The organism is Streptomyces sp. CA-179760, from assembly GCF_050937045.1.
Taxonomy (GTDB): domain Bacteria; phylum Actinomycetota; class Actinomycetes; order Streptomycetales; family Streptomycetaceae; genus Streptomyces.
Genome location: NZ_JBNJLZ010000001.1, coordinates 162,599 through 180,679 on the forward strand (window position 1 = coordinate 162,599; position 18,081 = coordinate 180,679).

The window sequence follows — 18,081 nt, forward strand, 5'->3', positions numbered from 1 at the left end:
ATCGGTGTCTGACTCCTCACGCGATACCGCCGATGGCGCCGGCTGGAACAGCACCGAACGCGGCGCGTACCAGCAGTTGATGCCGCAGCGGGTCGAGAAGATCTCCTGGCTGAACCCGAAGACGCTGTGGGCCGCCCGCAACGGCGTGCTGGCCTCCTGGTTCGGCGACCCCACCGGCCGGACACGCGGCCGGTGGGTGGCGCAGCGCGAGGCCACCGGCGCACCGGCCGACAAGGTGATCCGGCGCGATGAGCCGGACCGTTTCTCCTTCCTCGTCATCGGCGACACCGGAGAGGGCGACGACCCTCAGTACGCCGTCGTGCCGGGCCTTCTGAAGACCGGTCAGGACACCAGCTTCGCCGTGCTCGCCAGTGACGTGATCTACCCGGTGGGCAGCGCGGACGACTACGACACCAAGTTCTTCCGGCCGTACCAGGACTACCGGGCACCCATCTACGCGATACCCGGCAACCACGACTGGTACGAGGACCTCGGCGGCTTCATGCGCGTCTTCTGCGACGACGCACCGCCGCTGCCGCCCGAGCCCCGGCCGCGCCCCCTCAGCCGGGCCTGGCTGCGGTCCCTGCTGTGGCACAAGGCGCGCCCGGACGACGGACAACACCTGGCCGAGGCACGCAAGTTGCGCTCCTCCCCCGCCCAGCAGGCCGTCCAGCCGGGCCCCTACTGGGCCATCGACGCCGGACCGGTGCGGATCATCGGCATCGACACGGGCCTGCTGGGCACCCTCGACGCCGAGCAGGGGGCGTGGCTGCGCGAGGTCTCCCAGGGCCCCCGTCCGAAGATCCTGGTCACCGGCTCGCCCCTGTACGTGGACGGCAGGCACGAGCCGGGCGCCATCGAAGGGGGCGGCACGGTCGACGGCATCGTCCGTGACCCCGCGCACCACTACGTGGCGGCGATCGGCGGCGACATCCACAACTACCAGCGCTACCCCGTCCGGCTGGCCGACGGACGAACCCTCCAGTACGTGGTCGCGGGCGGCGGCGGTGCGTTCATGCACGCCACCCACACCATCCCCCGCGTCTCCGTCGCGGACGTCACCGAGCAGGACTTCCGCTGCTATCCGCTGCGTGGTGACTCCCTCGCCTTCTACAGCCGGCTCTACGGCCGCCGGCTGCGCATGCGCCGCTTCTTCACGCTCACCGAGGCCGAGGCGACGGCCGTGATCGCCGAGCGCCTCGGCATCCGGCCGGCCCGTGCCCCGGGCGCCCCGGCCCGTGTCACCCGGCGCGTCCGCCTGGTCGCCGGGCTGCTCGGCACCGGCCGTCGGCCCGACAAGGCCAAGCGGTTCCGGCTGCCCGTGCGGAAGATCTACACGTCGCTGTTCTCGCCGAGTTCGGCGACCTACAGCCCACCGTTCTTCAAGTGCTTCCTGCGTCTGGACGTCTCCCCGGACTCGGTCCGCCTGCGCTGCTACGCGGCCACCGGTGACCGCGCCCAGGAACTCGCCCCGCCGATCGAGGACGAGGTGACGATCCCGCTGCGCTGACCCGCGACGGCGGGAACAGCGCGAGCGGCCGCGGGGTTGGCACAGGCATAACCATTGAACATTCAATGATGGAGGCTCCGTGCCACCGACCTCACGACCGCTGCGCAAGCTGGGTTTCCTGACCATCGGGCTGTTCGACGAGGCGGATCCACGCCGCGGCCACGAGTCGACGCTGGAGATCATCGAGCTGGGCGAGCGGCTCGGGTTCGACAGCGCGTGGGTACGTCACCGCCATCTGCAGTACGGCATCTCCTCCCCCGTCGCGGTCCTGTCCGCGGCCTCCCAGCGCACCCGCCGCATCGAGCTCGGTACGGCGGTCATCCCGTTGGGCTGGGAGAACCCGCTGCGGCTGGCCGAGGACCTGGCCACCGTCGACCTGCTGTCCGGCGGCCGCCTCAACCCGGGCGTCAGTGTGGGCCCGCCGATGCACTTCGACGAGATCAAGGGCGCGCTCTACCCGGACACCGCCGGCACCGAGGACTTCGGCTACGGACGGGTGGAGCGACTGCTGGACTTCGTACGGGGCGAGCCGGCGACAGACTTCAGCGGGCGGGAAGGCCTCGAGGTCTTCTCGCAGCGGGTGCAGCCGCACTCCCCGGCCTGGGGCGGCGCATGTGGTACGGCGGCGGCAGCCTGCGCTCGGCCCGGTGGGCGGGCGAGCACGCCACGAACCTCCTCACCAGCAGCGTCGTGAAGGCCGAAGACCCCGAAGGGCCCTACGACTTCGCGCGGATCCAGCTCTCCCACATCCACGCCTTCCGCGCCGCCCACCCCGACGGCGAGGCCGCCCGGGTCTCCCAGGGCCTCGTGGTCATCCCCACGGACTCGGCCTCGCCCGAACAGCGCGCCCGGTACGAGGAGTACGCCGGCCGGCGCACCCCTCGTACGGCCGAACCTCAGGGCCCGGCGCGGCTGTTGTTCGCGCCGGACCTGGTGGGCACCTCGGCGGAGATCGCCGAGCGCCTGGAGGCACACGCCGCGTTCCGCGAGGTGGACGAGGTCGCGTTCGCACTGCCGTTCACCTTCGAGCACGAGGACTGTCTGCAGATCCTCACCGACATGGCGACGAAGCTCGGCCCGGCGCTGGGATGGCGGCCGGGCACACAGGCCGAACGGGCACAGGTCACCAACGCCCGGGCTCTGTCCCCGTGATCGGCTCCGACGCCTTGCCGTCCACCCCGACGGGCACGTCCCCTGCGAGCATCACCCGGTGCATGATCCGCGGGTGGTCGAAGTGGGCCGTGTCGCCGGGGGCGAGATGCATCGTGGCGCGGTTGTCCCAGAACGCCACGCTGCCCGGCTCCCAGCGGAACCGGACCGTGTACTCGGGCCGGACCGCCTGCTCGAGCAGCAGGTCCAGGATCGCGCTGCTCTCGGGCCGGGAGAGACCGGCGATCTGCTCCACGTAATAGCCGTTGACGTAGAGGATCCGCTCCCCCGTCTCCGGGTGAACGCGCACCAGCGGGTGCAGCGAGGCGACCTGACGGTCCAGCAGGTGGCGGACGTACGCGTCGTCACCGGGCCGGGGCTGGTAGCCGACGCCGAGCCGGTGCTCGGCCCTCAGCCCGTCGGCGAACTCCCGCAGCGGCGCGGAGAGTCCGGCGTAGGCCGCCGCAAGGTTCGACCAGGTGGTGTCGCCGCCGTAGGGCGGTACGGTCTCGGCGCGCAGGATCGTCGCGGCGGGCGGGTCGACGCGAGCGCCGTGGTCGCAGTGCCAGCCGCGCAGCAGGGTGTGGCGGCGGCGCCGCAGCCACTCGTCGTGCTCCATACCGAACCGCCCGCCCAGTTCGAGACGGTCGGCGGTCGTCTCGATCTCGGGGAAGTCGGGCGGCGAGGCCTTGCCGCGCCGGGGCAGCACCACGGTCTCACCGAACCGGCGCGCGAACGCCACATGCCCGGTGTGGTCCAGCCGCTGCCCCCGGAAGAACACCACCTTCCACCGCAGCACCGCCGCCCTGATCGCGGCGATCACGGTGTCGTCGAGGTCCGCGGCCAGGTCGACACCGCCGATCTCGGCGCCGATGTGCCCGGCGACCGGCTTCACCTCCACACCGGCCTGCCGCGCCGCCTCGTCCGTGATCGGGCCGTCCGTCGTCATGAGCGCTCCGCTGGTCGTGGGCGTGTGTCTGCCGTCCCGAAGATCGTGACAGTGATCTCCGCCCGGGGCGACACCGCGCCGACGCCCTCACACCCTGAACTCCCGGATCACCGTGTTCCGGAACACCGCCTTCCCCTCGACCGTGAACAGCGCGAGCCCGGTGTCGACCAGATAGGGGAAGGCCGCCGAGGAATGCACGTACCGGCCGTCGTCCACGAACATCTCCACGGACGTACGGTCGACCAGGATCCGCAGCTTCACCGAGCGCCGGGCCGGGTCGAAGGGGCTGCGGCTCTCCTGCCATCGGCCCGACATGTCGGGGGACACGGAGGGGCGGCGGTTGAGGTACGTGTAGTCGCGGTGGACCCCTGCGTCGATGTGCCGGACGCCGTCCGGGGAGCGCCGCAGTTGCACTCCCGCGCCCGTGAGCTGGTCCCAGGTGATCTCGCAGGTCAGCTCGTAGGCGGTACCCCGGTAGTCGAGGAGGCGGGTGCCCTCGACCTCCAGGTCCCCTGGCCGGACCGTGCGGGAGACGTACCGGTCGAGCGCGGGGACCGGCCGGGACGCCAGGTGGTAGGTGCCGTCGGCGCCGCGCTTCAGCGTGATCTCGCGGACGATCGAGTCGGTGCCGTTGAAGCCGTCGCTGTCGATGGTGGGCGTGATCTGGGCGTAGTCCCAGTTGTTCAGCCAGCCGATCGCGTAGCGGGTCTCCTCGTCGGACGTGCCGTCGGCGCCGCGCTTGTCGAACGTGACGGCTCCGTACCAGTCCCAGCCGTGGTCGAGCCACTGCGGCTGGTCGGCGTCGGCGGTGAAGGCGCTTCCGTCGAAGGAGCCCGTCCAGTACGCGTAGGTGTTCGGCAGCCCGGCGGCCTTGCCGTTGGCGCTCACACCGAGCACCCACTTCACCGTGCCGTCACCGGCGCGGATCCGGAACAGGTCGGGGCACTCCAGCACACCGATGCCGCCCCTGACGAAACCGCTCACGTACGACCAGGACCTGAGGTCGGACGAGTGGTAGAAGCCCACCTTGTCGTTCTCGGCGAGGGTCATCACCCACCGGCCACGTTCCTCGTCCCGGATCACCTTCGGGTCGCGGAAGTCGCGCACTCCGGGGTTGGGCAGCACCGGATCGGTGCCGTGCGGGGTGAACGAACGGCCGTCGTCGGTGGAGTAGTACAGGTACTGCGCCTGGTCGCTCGGGCCGTCGTGCGGCGACATCGTGGCCAGGACGACGACCGCGCCCGCCCCGAAGCCCGCCGTGCCGTCCGTGTCGACGACCGCCGAGCCCGACCAGACGTCGCCGTTGGGAGTGGTGTCCTTGGGTACGGCGATCCCCCGGTCGGTGAAGGAGACCAGGTCGGTGCTGGTGGCCAGGCGCCAGGCGGTGCCGACCGCGCCGGAGAGGTAGTCGGCGTTGTGGAGGTAGTAGTAGTGATACGCGCCGTCGATCCAGACCGGGCGCTGCGGGTCGTTCTTCCACTGTTCGGGGACGGTGAAGTGATAGGCGGCGCGGTAGCTCGCGCGGGCCGCCCTCGGCCCGGCATCGGCCGGGCTCGCCGCGACGGGCAGTAAGGCGCCGGCCGCGCCCACGGCCGAACCGGCGAACAGCGCTCTCCTGGTGAACCCGCTCATCACACTCGTTCCTCTCGTCGGAAACGGCGGCTCATGGGACCAGGACTCTCGGACCTAACTCGTTAAAGGTCAAGCACCCACACGCCTTGACAGCTCCGCGCGACCCTCACATCATCTGGGGCATCACACCTCGTCTAACACGAGTTAGGCCCTTAACGATGACCGACTCGCACCTCACCCGCCGCGCCCTCATGCGGTACGGCGCCTATGGCGCGGGGGCCGCCGCCCTGGCCGGCACCGCCGCGAGCTGGGACCGGCTCACCGGAGCCGACATCCCCGGCCGGGACGACGGCTCCCTCGTCGTCGCCACCCTGGGCCCCGCCTATGGGCCGGAGGCCATCCGCACGCTCCAGGAGGGCTTCCGCGAGCTGCACCCCGACATCAAGCTCCGGATCAACGCGGTGCAGGCCGTCGACTGGTCGGATTTCTTCGCGAAGATCCTCACCCAGGTCGCGGCGGGCACCGCCCCCGACCTCGTCTACGTCGCCACCGAGGGCGTGCAGCTGTTCGCGCAGCGGCTCGGCGTGGCCCTGGACAGGTGGGTGCGGCGGGACGCGGCCGAGCTGAAGGAGTACTTCGCCGACGTCCACCCGTCGCTGGTGGAGTCGATGATGTATGAGGGCAGCCTCTACCAGCTGCCGGTGGAGTTCAACGCGGCCGACATGTACTTCAACCGGCAGGTGCTGCGCCGGGCCGGGGCGGACTTCCCTCCGGCCGACTGGACCCGCGACGACTTCACCACGCTGCTGCGGGACATGAAGAAGTCCAGCGGCTCGCGCTTCACGCCGTACTTCTGGACCAACCGGCTGTGGGGCGGTGTGGTGCCCTGGCTGTTCGCGAACGAGACCAACCTGCTCACCGAGTCCAAGGCGCCCGGCGGGCAGTGGCTGTGGGACGGCTTCTATCCGGCGGCTCAGCGCAAGGGCCGTGGGGGCGGCTTCCGCTGGACGACGCCGCAGGCCACCCACGACCGCGTGGAGGAGGTCTACGACTACCTGGCCTCCCTCATCCAGGACGGCCTGTGCACCCGCCCCGAGGGCGGCAACGGCCAGAACCTGATCGGCGTGTTCTCCACCGGCCGGGTCGGCGTCACACCGGCGGGCGGCTTCTGGGCGGGCGGACTGTCCCTGGCCGGTATGGAGCGGGACGGCTTCGACGTGCAGTACTTCCCGCGCTGGCGCACCCAGCGCATGCAGTACGGGGCGGCGGGCTACGCGCTGCTGCGCACCTCGAAGATGCAGGACGAGGCCTGGGAGTTCATCAAGTACGCCGCGAAGAAGGACACCCTGACGCGGCTGTTCGCCACGAACCAGACGACTCCGGCCCGCCGCTCCCTGCTGACCGCCGACCGCTACGAGAAGACGGGTCCGGCACACTGGCCGGTCTTCTACGACACCCTCGACCGGTTCCCCGACACCGGACCGATCCCGGCGCCGCCGCAGGTCGCGGAGGTCGAACAGGTGCTGCTGAAGCACACCGGTACGGCCCTGGCCTCCTCGCGCTCGGTACGTCCCGCGCTGCGCCGGATGCAGGGCGATCTGGAGAAGGCCATGGAGCGTGACGCGTGACGAACACCCAGACACCGCCCGCCCGGGCCGCCCGGCCCCGGGCCGCGTCGTCCCCGACGCCGAAGCGTCCCTCGGCCCGCGACCGGGGCACCCGGCTGCTGGCCACGCTGTTCCTGACCCCGACGATCGTCGGCATCGTCGTCTTCACGGTCGTCCCCATCGTCGGCTCGGTGGTGTTGAGCCTCTTCCACTGGAATGTCATCGACTCGCCGTCCTACGCCGGGCTCTCCAACTACGGCGAGGTGTTCGGCGACGAGACGGTCCTGGTGTCCTTCCGCAACACGCTGGTGTTCATGGTGTTCGCGGTGGCGCTGCAACTGCTGATCGCGCTGGCGCTCGCGCTGACCCTCAACGGGCGGATGCCGGTGTGGCTGCGGTCGGTGTTCCGCTCGGCGTTCTTCTTCCCGCTGGTGCTGTCCGCCGCCTCGATCTCTGTCGTGATGAAGTACCTGTTCAACCAGGACTTCGGGGTGATCAACTGGGCGCTCGGTTTCCTCGGGATCGCGCCGGTGCCCTGGCTGACGTCGGAGAACGCGGCGATGGCGACCGTGGTGCTGGTCTATGTCTGGCAGCAGTTCGGCTTCTCGTTCCTGCTGTTCATCGGCGGCCTGAACAACATCCCGAAGGAGATCCACGAGGCCGCCGCCCTGGACGGCGCGACCGGCCTGCGCAAGCACCTCACCGTCACCCTGCCGCTGCTGTCACCGACGCTGCTGGTCGCCTCGGTCGTCGGCATCATCAACGCGCTGCAGGTCTTCGAGCAGCCGTACGTCCTCACCAACGGCGGTCCCGGAGACTCCACCCGCACGGTCGTGATGGTGATCTACGAGACGGCGTTCGAGCAGCTGCGCTTCGGTGAGGCGTCCGCGGTGGGTGTGCTGCTGTTCGTGCTGATCATGGCGGTCACGGCACTCCAGTTCCGGCTCAGCCGGCGTTTCGTCCACTACCAGTGAGCCGGGTGAGTCCTCCCATGAGCCAAGCAACCCTGTCCTCGGGCCGCGTGCGTTACCGGCTCGCGCCCTGGGCGCGGATCGCCGGTCTGGCCGTGTGCGCCCTGCTCACCCTCGGCCCGGTGGTGTGGACGGTGTCCACCTCGCTGCGCACGCCTGCCGAGGCGTTCGACCTGCCGCCGCAGCTCGTCCCGACGAACCCGTCCACCGAGGCGTACCGCGGGGTGTTCGACCAGATAGACGTCTGGCTGCTGGCGCTGAACTCCACGCTGGTGACCGGGCTGATCGCGGTCGGCCAGATGATCACGGCGGGCCTCGCCGGATACGCCTTCGCGCGGCTGGAGTTCCGCTTCAAGAAGCCGCTGTTCGGCCTGGTCCTGGCGACGATGATGGTGCCGTTGCAGGTCACCATCGTGCCGGTGTTCCTGGTGCTGAAGTCGATGAGCCTGACCGACACCCTGCTGGGATTGATCATCCCGGCCTTCCCGACCGCCTTCGGCACGTTCCTGATGCGGCAGTACTTCCTGGGTATGCCCAAGGACCTGGGCGAAGCGGCGATGCTGGACGGGGCCGGGCCCTGGCGGACCTTCCGCTCCGTGTACGCCCCGCTGGCCGCGCCCGGCCTCGCGATCGTCGGCGTGCTGGCCTTCAACTACCACTGGAACGAGTTCTTCCGGCCGCTGATCCTGGAGACGTCGGGGCAGAACTACACGTTGCCGCTGGGGCTCGTCTCCCTCCAGGGCAACCTCGGCACCGGTTCCATCTCCGTGGTGCTCGCCGGTGTCGTCCTCTCCATGATTCCCGCCGTCGCCGTGTTCGTCGTCGGCCAGCGCCCTCTGCGCGAGGGCATCACGTCCGCAGGAGTCAACCGTTGAGCCTCACCGCTCCCCCGCAGGACCCGCATGCCCCTCGCTACCGGGTCCGCCCGCCCGCCAACTGGATGAACGACCCCAACGGGCCCTTCCGCTGGCGTGGCCGCCACCACCTCTTCTACCAGCACAACCCGGACGCCCCGGTGCACGCGAACGTCCACTGGGGGCACGTCTCCAGCCCCGACCTCGTGCACTGGGAGCACCACCCGATCGCGCTCACCCCGACGCCGGGCGGCCCGGACGAGGCGGGCTGCTGGTCGGGGTGTGTGGTCGACGACGAGGGCGTGCCGACGGCCGTCTACACCGGGGTCGACCGTGATCACACCGGCCTCGGCACGATCTGCCTGGCACGGGCGGCAGATCCGGACGACGCGACGCTGACCGCGTGGACTCCCCTGCCCACGCCGGTGGTGAAGGGCCCGCCCGAGGGGCTGGACGTGGTGATGTTCCGCGACCCGTTCGTCTTCCGGCACGACGGGCGACGCCTGGCGCTGGTCGGCGCGGGGCATGCCGACGGTACGCCGTCGGTCCTGCTCTACGACTGCGACGACTTGACCGACTGGCGGTTCGCCGGTGTGCTCCTGGACGGCCGGGACCCGGCCGCGACGGCGGCGTTCGGCGACCGGGCGACCGGATGGGAGTGCCCGCAGCTGTACGCCACACGGAGCGGCGAGTGGGTGCTGGTCCTGTCGCTGTGGGACGGCCACCCCTGGACCACCGGCTACCTGACGGGCCGTCTGGACGCGGACCTTCGCTTCACCGCGCGGACGGGCGGCCGGCTCGACCACGGCCGTGACTTCTACGCACCCGCCGTCCTCCAGGAGCCGGACCGGGCCCTGATGTGGGGCTGGTCGTGGGAGGCCCGCGAGCAGGGCGAGAACGACTGGGCCGGCGTCCTGACCGCTCCCCGTGTCGTCGACGTCCATCCGGACGGAGGCCTGCGGGTGGCCCCGGCCCCGGAGCTGCACCGGCTGCACGCCGCGGAGCCGTTCGTCACCGCGCCGGGCCGGACGGCACTGCCGGCGGCCTACGACCTGACCGTCAGCACCCGCGACCACACCACCGTGACGCTGCTGCGGTCGGCCTCGGGCGCCGAGCTCACGGTGTCCCTGGACCCGGGCGAGGGCACCGTCACCCTCGACCGGGGCGGCTGGCCCCGCAAGGAGGGCGGGAGCGCCGAACCGATCGTCGTCCAGGTGCCGCCCCACGAGGAGCTCACCGTGCGCGTCCTCGTCGACGGCTCGCTGTACGAACTGTTCGTCGGCGACCGGGCCACGGTCACCGAGCGCGTCTACCGACGTGTGGATGACACAAGGGAGTTGAGCGTGCCCTTCGGCGCGGCCGTCACCGGATGGGCGCTGGCCCCACCGACGCACGGCTGATCACCGGGCAGGCCAGGCGCCGCACGGTGGCGGGCGGTGTCCGTCCGGTGGCGATGGCTTCGAGGAGGAGGCCCGCCGCGGTCTCCCCCATCGCCCGGTGGGGCAGCGCGACGGTGGTGAGCGGCGGCGCGAGGTGGGCGGCCATGTGCTCCTGGTCGTCGTAGCCCACCACCGACAACTCTCCGGGCACGGAGATCCCGAGCCGGGTCGCGGCGTGCAGGACGCCCGCCGCGACCCGGTCGTTGTAGCCGAAGAGCCCGGTGGGCCGCCGGTCGGCCGGTGCCCCGTCGAGGAGGCGGAGGGCGCCCTCGTACCCGGCGGAGATCTCCCCTCCGGTCCGTACGACCCAGTCCTTGGGCACCGTGATGCCCTCGGCGCGCAGCGCGTCGCGGAAGCCGCGCAGCCGCTCCACCGAGGCGATGTCGTCCTGCCCGCCGACGAGGGCGACCCGCCGGTGCCCCTGCTCCAGCAGCAGCCGGGCCGCCGTCCGGCCACCGGCGCGCTCGGCGGGGATCACGGCCGGCAGCGAGCCGTCCTCGGGCAGGCAGTTGGCCAGCACGGAGTGGGTGCGGTGGAGGCCCTCGGGACGCGGACGCGGCGCAGGGACATGGCCGCGTAGATGATGCCGTCGACGCGCCGGTCGAGGAGTTCGGCGACCGCCGCGTCCTCCTTGGCCGGGTCGCCGCCGGAGTCGACGGTGAGGACCAGGTGCTCCCCGGCCCAGGCGGTGTCCATGGCGCCGCGCAGCAGCCGCCCGGCGAACGGCGAGGAGGCGATCTCGTCCGTGACCAGGCCGATCACGGCCGTACGGCTGCGGCGCAGGCCGCGGGCGACGGGGTCGGGCCGGTAGCCGAGCCGGGTCGCGGCCTGCCGGATGCGTTCCTGGGTGGCGGGCGAGAGGTTGCCGTCGGCCCGGCCGTTGAACACGAAGGACACCGCGGTGTGCGACACGCCGGCGAGCCGGGCCACGTCCCGCGAGGTGGGACGCCCCGATCCCGTCCCCGGCTTCTTCCCGGCGCTGTCCATGCCGTCCGCCGTCCTCATCCGCCGCCCGTCCGGTTGATCATCGCCCACCCTATCCGTGACGCTGGAGGGACGACACGGTCAACAGTCAACGGGAAGGTCCGACGGTGATCAGCATCCCGACGCACACACTCAACGACGGTACGGCGCTCCCCGCCCTGGGCCTCGGCACCTGGCCGCTGGACGACGACGCGGCGCAGCAGGCGGTGCTCTCGGCCCTGGAGGCGGGCTACCGCCTGATCGACACGGCGACGAACTACCGCAACGAGACGGGGGTGGGCCGCGGGGTGGCCTCCGGCGTGGTGCCGCGCGACGAGATCGTCGTGACGACGAAGCTCCCCGGCCGGCACCACGGCTACGAGGAGACCCTCGCCTCGTTCGAGGAGTCCCGGGCCCGCCTCGGGCTGGAGTACGTCGACCTGTACCTGATCCACTGGCCGCTGCCGCGCGTGGACCGGTACGTCGACGCCTGGAAGGCCATGATCAAGCTGCGTGAGGAGGGCCTCGTCCGGTCGATCGGCGTCTCCAACTTCACGGCCGGGCACATCGAGCGGCTGGAGAAGGAGACCGGTGTCCTGCCCTCCGTGAACCAGATCGAACTGCATCCCTTCCTGCCGCAGGAGGAGCTGCGCGCCTTCCACGCGGGCAAGAACATCGTCACCGAGAGCTGGAGTCCGCTGGGCCGGGGCACGCCCCTGCTGGACGACCCGGCCGTGGCGCGGATCGCCGAGGCGCACGGGGTGTCGGCCGGGCAGGTGGTCCTGCGCTGGCACACGCAGCTGGGCGCGGTCCCGATCCCGAAGTCGGCGAACCCCGAGCGGCAGCGCGCGAACCTCGACGTGTTCGGTTTCGAGCTGAGCGAGGACGAGCTGCGTGCCGTCGCCGACCGGGCGCACCGGCGGGTGGGCGGGGACCCCGAGGTGCACGAGGAGTTCTGACGGGTACCCGGGGTTCGCGAGGAAGGAGCCGCAGGTGGCTGAGCGGGACCGGCTGCGGGACTACCGCGGCAAGCGCGACTTCGACCGGACCGGCGAGCCCCGGGGACGCGGGGCGCCCGCCGGGGACCGGCCCCGGTTCGTGGTGCAGATCCATGACGCGAGCACGATGCACTTCGACTTCCGGTTGCAGGTGGACGACGTGCTGAAGTCCTGGTCGATCCCCAAGGGTCCCTCGGCGGATCCGAAGGACAAGCGGCTGGCCGTGCCCACGGAGGACCATCCGCTGGAGTACGAGGAGTTCGAGGGCGTGATCCCCCGCGGCGAGTACGGCGGCGGCACCGTGATCGTCTGGGACCACGGCACGTACGAGCCGCTGAGCCACGACCGGAAGGGCCGGCCCGTGGACTTTGCCCAGTCGCTGGAGAGCGGGCACGCCACGTTCCGGCTGAGCGGGTCGAAGCTGCACGGCGCATACGCCCTCACCCGGTTCCGTGACGAGGCGGACGGGGGCGGGGAGGCCTGGCTGCTGGTGAAGCGCGCCGGGGGTGCCCGTACACACGGGGCACCGGACCCTCACCGGGCGCGTTCGGCCAGGTCCGGCCGCACCCTCGCCCAGGTCACCTCGGACGGGGAGTGACACCCCGGAGTCATGGCCGGAACAGCCGTGGTCAGAACAGTGGCGTGAGTGACTGCTCGCACCAGATGGTCTTGCCCCTGGTGGTCTGCCGGCTGCCCCAGCGCTGGGTGAGCTGGGCGACCAGCAGCAGGCCGCGCCCGCCCTCGTCGTCCTGGTGGGCCCGCCGCAGATGCGGGGAGGTCGAGCTGCCGTCGGACACCTCGCAGATGAGGTTCTGGTCGCGGATCAGGCGCAGCTGGATGGGCGCGGCGCCGTACCGGATGGCGTTGGTGACCAGTTCGCTGACGACCAGTTCGGTGACGAAGGCCGTCTCGTCCAGCCCCCACGCGGTGAGCTGGTCGGTGGCGGCCTGCCGAATGGCGGCCACCTCAGCGGGGTCCGGGCTGACGTCCCAGGTGGCGACCCGATCCGCGCCCAGCGCCCGGGTGCGGGCCAGCAGCAGCGCCACGTCGTCGCTGGGCTCCTCGGGCAGTACGGCCTTCAGCACGGTGTCGCAGAGGGCGTCGAGCGAGTCGGCGGGCACGGTCAGGGCGCGGCACAGCTCGTCGGTGGCGTGGTCGACGTCGCGGTCGCGGTCCTCGATGAGTCCGTCGGTGTAGAGGGCGACGACGGAGCCCTCGGGCAGTTGGAGTTCCGTCGCCTCGAAGGGCAGCCCGCCGACGCCCAGCGGGGGCCCCGCGCTCATGGGGATCAGCCGGGCGGATCCGTCGGGCAGCACCAGGGCGGGGGCGGGGTGCCCGGCGGCGGCCAGGTTCAGCCGGCGCGTGACGGGGTCGTAGACGGCGTAGAGGCAGGTCGCGCCGAGTTCGGCGACCTCGTCGCCGCCCTGGTCGTCCGACGCGAGATGGGTGACCAGGTCGTCCAGGTGGGTGAGGAGTTCGTCGGGCGGCAGGTCCACGTCGGCGAGGGTGCGTACGGCCGTGACCAGCCGTCCCATGGTCGCCGAGGAAGGGATGCCGTGACCGACGACGTCCCCCACGACCAGCGCGACCCGGCTGCCGGACAGCGGGATGACGTCGAACCAGTCGCCGCCGATGCCGGCCGCCGAGCCGGAGGGCAGATAGCGGTGGGCGACCTGGACGGCGGCCTGGCCGGGCAGGCCTCTCGGCAGCAGGCTGTGCTGGAGGGCCAGCGCGGTGGTGCGTTCCCGGGCGAAGCGGCGGGCGTTGTCGACACAGACCGCGGCCCGGCTGGCGAGTTCCTCGGCGAAGACGGCGTCGTCGGCCGCGTAGTCGTCCACCTGTTTGATGCGCACGGCCACGGCCACCCCGAGGGTGGTGCCGCGGGCCCGCAGCGGCACCGCCATCATCGAATGGACGCCCTTGCGGTAGGGGCGTCCTTGCGGGGCGCGCGTGTTGCGCTCGGCGACCCACCGCATGAAGGACGGCTCCCCCGCCTGGCTGAGGATCGCGCGGCCTTCCCGCATCGCCCGGGCAATGGGTGAGAACCCGGGGTAGACGTCCACTTCCCCCAGGCGGACGGCGGCTTCCGGGGTGCCTTCGGTGTGGGAACCGTGGGCCACGCGGCGCAGCACGATCTCCTCGGTGGGCACGGTCGGCGACTCCTCCGCGCCGAGGACCCAGTCGAACAGGTCCACACTGGCGAAGTCGGCGAACCGGGGCACCACGACCTCGATCAGTTCCTCGGCCGTGCGCACCACGTCCAGGGTGGTGCCGATGGTGGCCGCCGCCTCGTTCAGCAGGGCCAGCCGCTGCCGGGCCCAGTACTGCTCGGTGCTGTCGAAGGCGGCGAGGGCGGTGCCCAGGACCTCACCGGAGTCGTCCCGGACGGGCCACATCTCGATGCTCCAGGCGTGCTCCCGGTTCAGGGACGGTGCGCCCGTGAAGCTCTCGTAGCGCACCGGCCTGCCCGTGTCGGAGACATGCCGCAGATGCCAGTTGAAGCCCTTGCTGTGCGCGGCCTCCTCGACGGTCTCGGGGAAGTGCCGGCCGAGCAGGGTTTCCTCGGGCACGCCCATCACATGGCAGGCCGCGTCGTTGAGCCGCAGATAGCGCTGGGTGGTGTCGAACACGGACATCGACATGGAGGCCTGCTGGAAGGCCTGCCCGGCCAGAGACGTCTCGGCACTGCCGGGGGGCTCGGCGGTGATGACGAATCCGCCCGCCTCGCCGTCCGGGCCCGTCACGGCGCACGCTCTGACGCGGAGCCCGACCAGATAGCCGTCGCGGTGGCGCACCATGACGGTGCCGGACAGTGCGGACACCGCCTCGGGCGGCACGTCCTCGGCGAGCAGTTCCCGTACGGCCCGGCCCACGGCCTCCTCGGCCGGATAGCCGGTCAGCCGCCGGGCACCCTCGCTCCACCCCGTCACAATGCCGCGGGCGTCGATGATCGCAGCAGCGGAGGCGTCCTCCATTCGTCCAGGATCATCCCTTTGCTGCCCGCTATCAACCGCGGCGGAGCATTCGTGACAGTGTCAGCTCAGGTGAGCGCGCAGGGCGGCGAGCGCCCGGTCGGCGTGGGCGTTCATCCGCAGCTCGCTGCGGACGACGTCGAGGACGGTGTGGTCCTGGGCGATGACGAACGTGGTCCGCTTGGTGGGTGCCAGGGAGAAGCCGCGCTTCACGCCGAACCGCTCGCGGACCGTGCCGTCGGCGTCGGACAGCAGGGGCATGCCGAGGGAGTGCGCTCCGGCGAACTCCTGCTGGCGCTCGACGGTGTCTCCGCTGATACCGACGGGTCGTGCGCCGGCGGCGGCGAACTCGGCGGCGAGATCGCGGAAGTGACAGGCCTGAGCGGTGCAGCCGGGGGTCAGGGCCGCCGGGTAGAAGAAGAGCACGACAGGGCCCTCGGCGAGCAGCCCGGACAGGCTGCGGAGGGTTCCCGTCTCGTCGGGCAGCTCGAAGTCCTCGACCTTGTCCCCGGTCTCGATGCGCGCGCTCACGACCGGCCCTCCGCGTTCCGTGCGACGCCACGGGCCCAGAGCACGAGGGGCACCTGCAGGGGCAGGCGTCCGAAGGCGGCGGCCTTCTGCGGCGTGGGGCGGTGGCGCCAGTCGGCGGCCATCTTCACATTGGCGGGGAACACCCCGACGAAGAAGGCCGCCGTGGCCAGCGCGGCCGCCTTGCGGGTGCGCGGCGCCGCCAGGCCCGCGGCCAGCGCCAGTTCGGCGGCGCCACTGGCGTAGGTCCAGGTCCTGGGCGTGCCCGGCAGACCGCGCGGAATGGTCGCGTCGAACGAGCGTGGGGCGGCGAAGTGGGCGACCCCCGCGGCGGCCAGCAGGCCGGCGAGCAGCAGGGGTGAGCGTTCGGACCGGGACACGGTTCCTCCTCTGATGGCCTGCCGCGCGATATTACCGGGCGGTAAAGGGGTGGCCTTACCGGGGGGTTCACCAGGTCAGGCGCGGCGATTGTGCGTGCCCGGGGTGTAGCCGAACGAGCGGCGGAAGACGTCGATGAAGGCGCTGGCGGACGACCAGCCGCAGCGGTGGGCGACGGTCGTGACGGGCAGGCCGTCGGCGAGCATGCGCAGGGCGTGGTAGAGCCGCGACTGCGTGCGCCACTGCGGGAACGTCATGCCGAACTCGCCGCGGTAGAGCCGGCTGAGGGTGCGCTCCCCCACCCCGGTCGCGGCGCCGAGGGCGGCGAGGGTGCCCGCGTCGGCGGGGTCGGCGTGCACGAGCGCGCAGACGGCGGCCAGCCGGGGATCGGCGGGCGTGGGCAGGCGCAGCGGCTGCTGCGGCGAGAGGCGCAGCTGGTCGCGCAGGACATCGCGCAGCCGACGGCGCTCGGGGCTGTCGTCGCCGGGGTCGCGGGTGTAGGCGAGGATCAGCTCGCGCAGCAGCGGGCCGACGGCGAGGACGGCGGGGTGGTCCAGGCCCAGGGGGTTGTCGTGGGCCGGCAGGCCGACCAGGTGCAGGTCGAGGCGGCCGTGGGCGCGGTGGGCGTGCACGGTGCCGGCGGGAACCCAGATGGCGCGGGTGCCGGGCGCGAACCAGGTGCCGGCGTCGGTGGTGACGGCGACGACGCCGGAGCCCGCGTAGACGATCTGGTGGTCGTCGTGCCGGTGCGCGTCGATGCGGTCCCCGGCGGTCAGCCGCTGGGCACGGGTCGGCGCTTCAGGGGTGTGGCGGATCTGCGGCACAGTCCGGCAGATTATCGGAAGCGGGCCATGCGCGCCGCCGGGGACGATCGCCGGGTGACCGCTTCGAGACGCGACCGACCCGTCCTGTTGATGTCCCTGGGGCACGCCTGCGTGGATGTGTACCAGGGGGCCGTGGCCGCTCTGGTGCCGTACTTCGTCGCCGAGCGCGCCTACTCGTACGCCGCCGCTTCGGGTGTCGTCCTGGCGGCCTCGCTGCTGTCGTCGCTGGTGCAGCCGTTGTTCGGAGTGCTCACCGACCGGTGGGCGATGCCGTGGCTGCTGCCGCTCAGCGCGCTGACGGCCGGGGCCGGCGTGGCCCTGAGCGGGGTGACCGGCTCCTACGCGCTGACTCTGGCGGTGGTCGCCGTGTCGGGGGTGGGCGTGGCCGCCTACCATCCGGAGGCCGCCCGGGTGGCGCGGGCCGTCGCGCGCGGCGGCCACGCGGGGATGAGCTGGTTCTCCTTCGGCGGCAACGCCGGTTTCGCCCTGGCACCCCTGCTGGTCTTCGCCGTGGTGGCCACGGGCGGGCTGCGCGCCTCCCCTCTCCTGGTCGTCCCGGCCCTGGCGGGAGCGGCCCTGTGCGCGGCGGCGGTGCGCTCGGCCGGGTCCGGCGCCGAGGGCGGCGGCGCGTCCGTCGCCGAGGGCCGGGACGACTGGGCGTCCTTCCTGCGGATGTCCGGTGCGGTGGTGTGCCGCTCGGTCGTGTTCGTCGGCCTGAGCGCGTTCGTCTCGCTGTACGTGCGGGAGCGCACCGGCGGTGGGGAGGCGGCCGGTACGGCGGCGCTGTTCGTGCTCTACGCCGGGGGTGCGGTGGGCACGCTGGCCGGGGGCCGGCTGGCCGAGCGGTACGGGCGGATGGCGGTGGTGCGCCGGTCGTACGCCCTGACCGTCCTGACCGTGGGCGGTCTGGTCCTGGTGCCCGGGCCGCCGGTGTATCTGTTCGTCGCGCTGACGTCGGCGGGCCTGTATGTGCCGTTCTCGCTGCACATCACCCTGGGCCAGGACTTTCTGCCCCGGCGCGTGGGCACGGCGAGCGGTGTCACGCTGGGCCTGACCGTGAGCGTCGGCGGCCTCGCCGCTCCCGCGATCGGGGCACTGGCCGACGCGACGTCCCTGCGGACGGCCCTGCTGCCGCTGATCGTGCTACCCGCGCTGGGCCGGCTGCTGCTGTGCCGCCTGCGCGAGCCCGCGCCGCCGGGCCCCGCCGCTGCCGAGCGGGCGGATCCGCTGGACTCGGCCGCACGGTGACATGGGATCGGACGTGGCCCGCCGGGGCCCACCGGGACAGCGAACCCAGGCCCCACCCGCCGGACCGGCCGGGACAGCTGGACTCGCGCGCCCCTGAGACCAGACCGGCCGGGAGCGGA

Annotated in this window: 14 protein-coding genes and 2 pseudogenes; 9 read left to right on the forward strand and 7 right to left on the reverse strand. The window is 72.1% G+C overall.

The window, feature by feature from the left end:
* Positions 1-4 precede the first annotated feature (4 nt).
* The gene (locus ACQEV8_RS00795) at positions 5-1,510 is read left to right on the forward strand and encodes a metallophosphoesterase family protein (protein WP_432956426.1); all 1,506 of its coding nucleotides are present in this window, start codon (positions 5-7) and stop codon (positions 1,508-1,510) included.
* A 79-nt stretch (positions 1,511-1,589) separates the two neighbouring features.
* Positions 1,590-2,662, forward strand: a pseudogene (locus ACQEV8_RS00800) (LLM class flavin-dependent oxidoreductase).
* Here the strand turns inward: ACQEV8_RS00800 and ACQEV8_RS00805 are convergent.
* Together ACQEV8_RS00805 and ACQEV8_RS00810 are read right to left on the reverse strand one after the other, a co-directional pair.
* Positions 2,634-3,608: a TauD/TfdA dioxygenase family protein gene (locus tag ACQEV8_RS00805; protein WP_432956427.1), complete on the reverse strand. Its 975-nt coding sequence runs from the start codon at positions 3,606-3,608 to the stop codon at positions 2,634-2,636. The pseudogene ACQEV8_RS00800 and the gene ACQEV8_RS00805 overlap by 29 nt on opposite strands.
* 87 nt (positions 3,609-3,695) lie before the next feature.
* A complete protein-coding gene (locus tag ACQEV8_RS00810) occupies positions 3,696-5,240 on the reverse strand; it encodes a glycoside hydrolase family 32 protein (RefSeq protein WP_432956428.1) in 1,545 nt (514 codons plus the stop codon).
* Positions 5,241-5,398: 158 nt separating this feature from the next.
* Between ACQEV8_RS00810 and ACQEV8_RS00815 the strand changes: the two genes are divergently transcribed.
* From ACQEV8_RS00815 to ACQEV8_RS00830, 4 genes are read left to right on the forward strand one after another with little or no spacing between them, the layout of a single operon-like run.
* Positions 5,399-6,808: an extracellular solute-binding protein gene (locus tag ACQEV8_RS00815; protein WP_432956430.1), complete on the forward strand. Its 1,410-nt coding sequence runs from the start codon at positions 5,399-5,401 to the stop codon at positions 6,806-6,808.
* Positions 6,805-7,761, forward strand: coding sequence for a carbohydrate ABC transporter permease (locus tag ACQEV8_RS00820; protein ID WP_432956431.1), 957 nt, complete (start codon positions 6,805-6,807; stop codon positions 7,759-7,761). Before ACQEV8_RS00815 ends, ACQEV8_RS00820 begins: the two co-directional genes overlap by 4 nt.
* Before the next feature lie 17 nt (positions 7,762-7,778).
* Entirely contained in the window at positions 7,779-8,633 is an 855-nt protein-coding gene (locus ACQEV8_RS00825) for a carbohydrate ABC transporter permease (protein ID WP_432956433.1), read from the forward strand.
* Complete coding sequence (locus ACQEV8_RS00830; RefSeq protein WP_432956434.1) at positions 8,630-10,012, forward strand: glycoside hydrolase family 32 protein; 1,383 nt, start codon at positions 8,630-8,632, stop codon at positions 10,010-10,012. Before ACQEV8_RS00825 ends, ACQEV8_RS00830 begins: the two co-directional genes overlap by 4 nt.
* Here the strand turns inward: ACQEV8_RS00830 and ACQEV8_RS00835 are convergent.
* Positions 9,975-11,038: pseudogene (locus ACQEV8_RS00835) on the reverse strand (LacI family DNA-binding transcriptional regulator). The gene ACQEV8_RS00830 and the pseudogene ACQEV8_RS00835 sit on opposite strands and share 38 nt — an antisense overlap.
* 104 nt (positions 11,039-11,142) lie before the next feature.
* Between ACQEV8_RS00835 and ACQEV8_RS00840 the strand changes: the two are divergent.
* Positions 11,143-11,973, forward strand: a complete 831-nt coding sequence (locus ACQEV8_RS00840) for an aldo/keto reductase (protein ID WP_432956436.1) — start codon at positions 11,143-11,145, stop codon at positions 11,971-11,973.
* A gap of 34 nt (positions 11,974-12,007) precedes the next feature.
* Positions 12,008-12,610 carry a DNA polymerase ligase N-terminal domain-containing protein gene (locus ACQEV8_RS00845; RefSeq protein WP_432956437.1) on the forward strand — a complete coding sequence of 201 codons (603 nt, stop codon included), beginning with the start codon at positions 12,008-12,010 and terminating at the stop codon, positions 12,608-12,610.
* Positions 12,611-12,641: 31 nt separating this feature from the next.
* Here the strand turns inward: ACQEV8_RS00845 and ACQEV8_RS00850 are convergent, their stop codons facing one another.
* The 4 genes from ACQEV8_RS00850 to ACQEV8_RS00865 form a co-directional block, all read right to left on the reverse strand.
* The gene (locus ACQEV8_RS00850; RefSeq protein WP_432956438.1) at positions 12,642-14,987 is read right to left on the reverse strand and encodes a SpoIIE family protein phosphatase; all 2,346 of its coding nucleotides are present in this window, start codon (positions 14,985-14,987) and stop codon (positions 12,642-12,644) included.
* Between the two features lie 60 nt (positions 14,988-15,047).
* Positions 15,048-15,515: a peroxiredoxin gene (locus ACQEV8_RS00855; RefSeq protein ID WP_432956440.1), complete on the reverse strand. Its 468-nt coding sequence runs from the start codon at positions 15,513-15,515 to the stop codon at positions 15,048-15,050.
* Positions 15,512-15,892 carry a DoxX family protein gene (locus tag ACQEV8_RS00860; protein ID WP_189729852.1) on the reverse strand — a complete coding sequence of 127 codons (381 nt, stop codon included), beginning with the start codon at positions 15,890-15,892 and terminating at the stop codon, positions 15,512-15,514. Before ACQEV8_RS00860 ends, ACQEV8_RS00855 begins: the two co-directional genes overlap by 4 nt.
* 75 nt (positions 15,893-15,967) lie before the next feature.
* Entirely contained in the window at positions 15,968-16,714 is a 747-nt protein-coding gene (locus ACQEV8_RS00865) for an AraC family transcriptional regulator (RefSeq protein WP_432956443.1), read from the reverse strand.
* A 90-nt stretch (positions 16,715-16,804) separates the two neighbouring features.
* Between ACQEV8_RS00865 and ACQEV8_RS00870 the strand changes: the two genes are divergently transcribed.
* The gene (locus ACQEV8_RS00870; protein WP_432972290.1) at positions 16,805-17,962 is read left to right on the forward strand and encodes an MFS transporter; all 1,158 of its coding nucleotides are present in this window, start codon (positions 16,805-16,807) and stop codon (positions 17,960-17,962) included.
* The last annotated feature ends 119 nt before the right edge of the window (positions 17,963-18,081 follow it).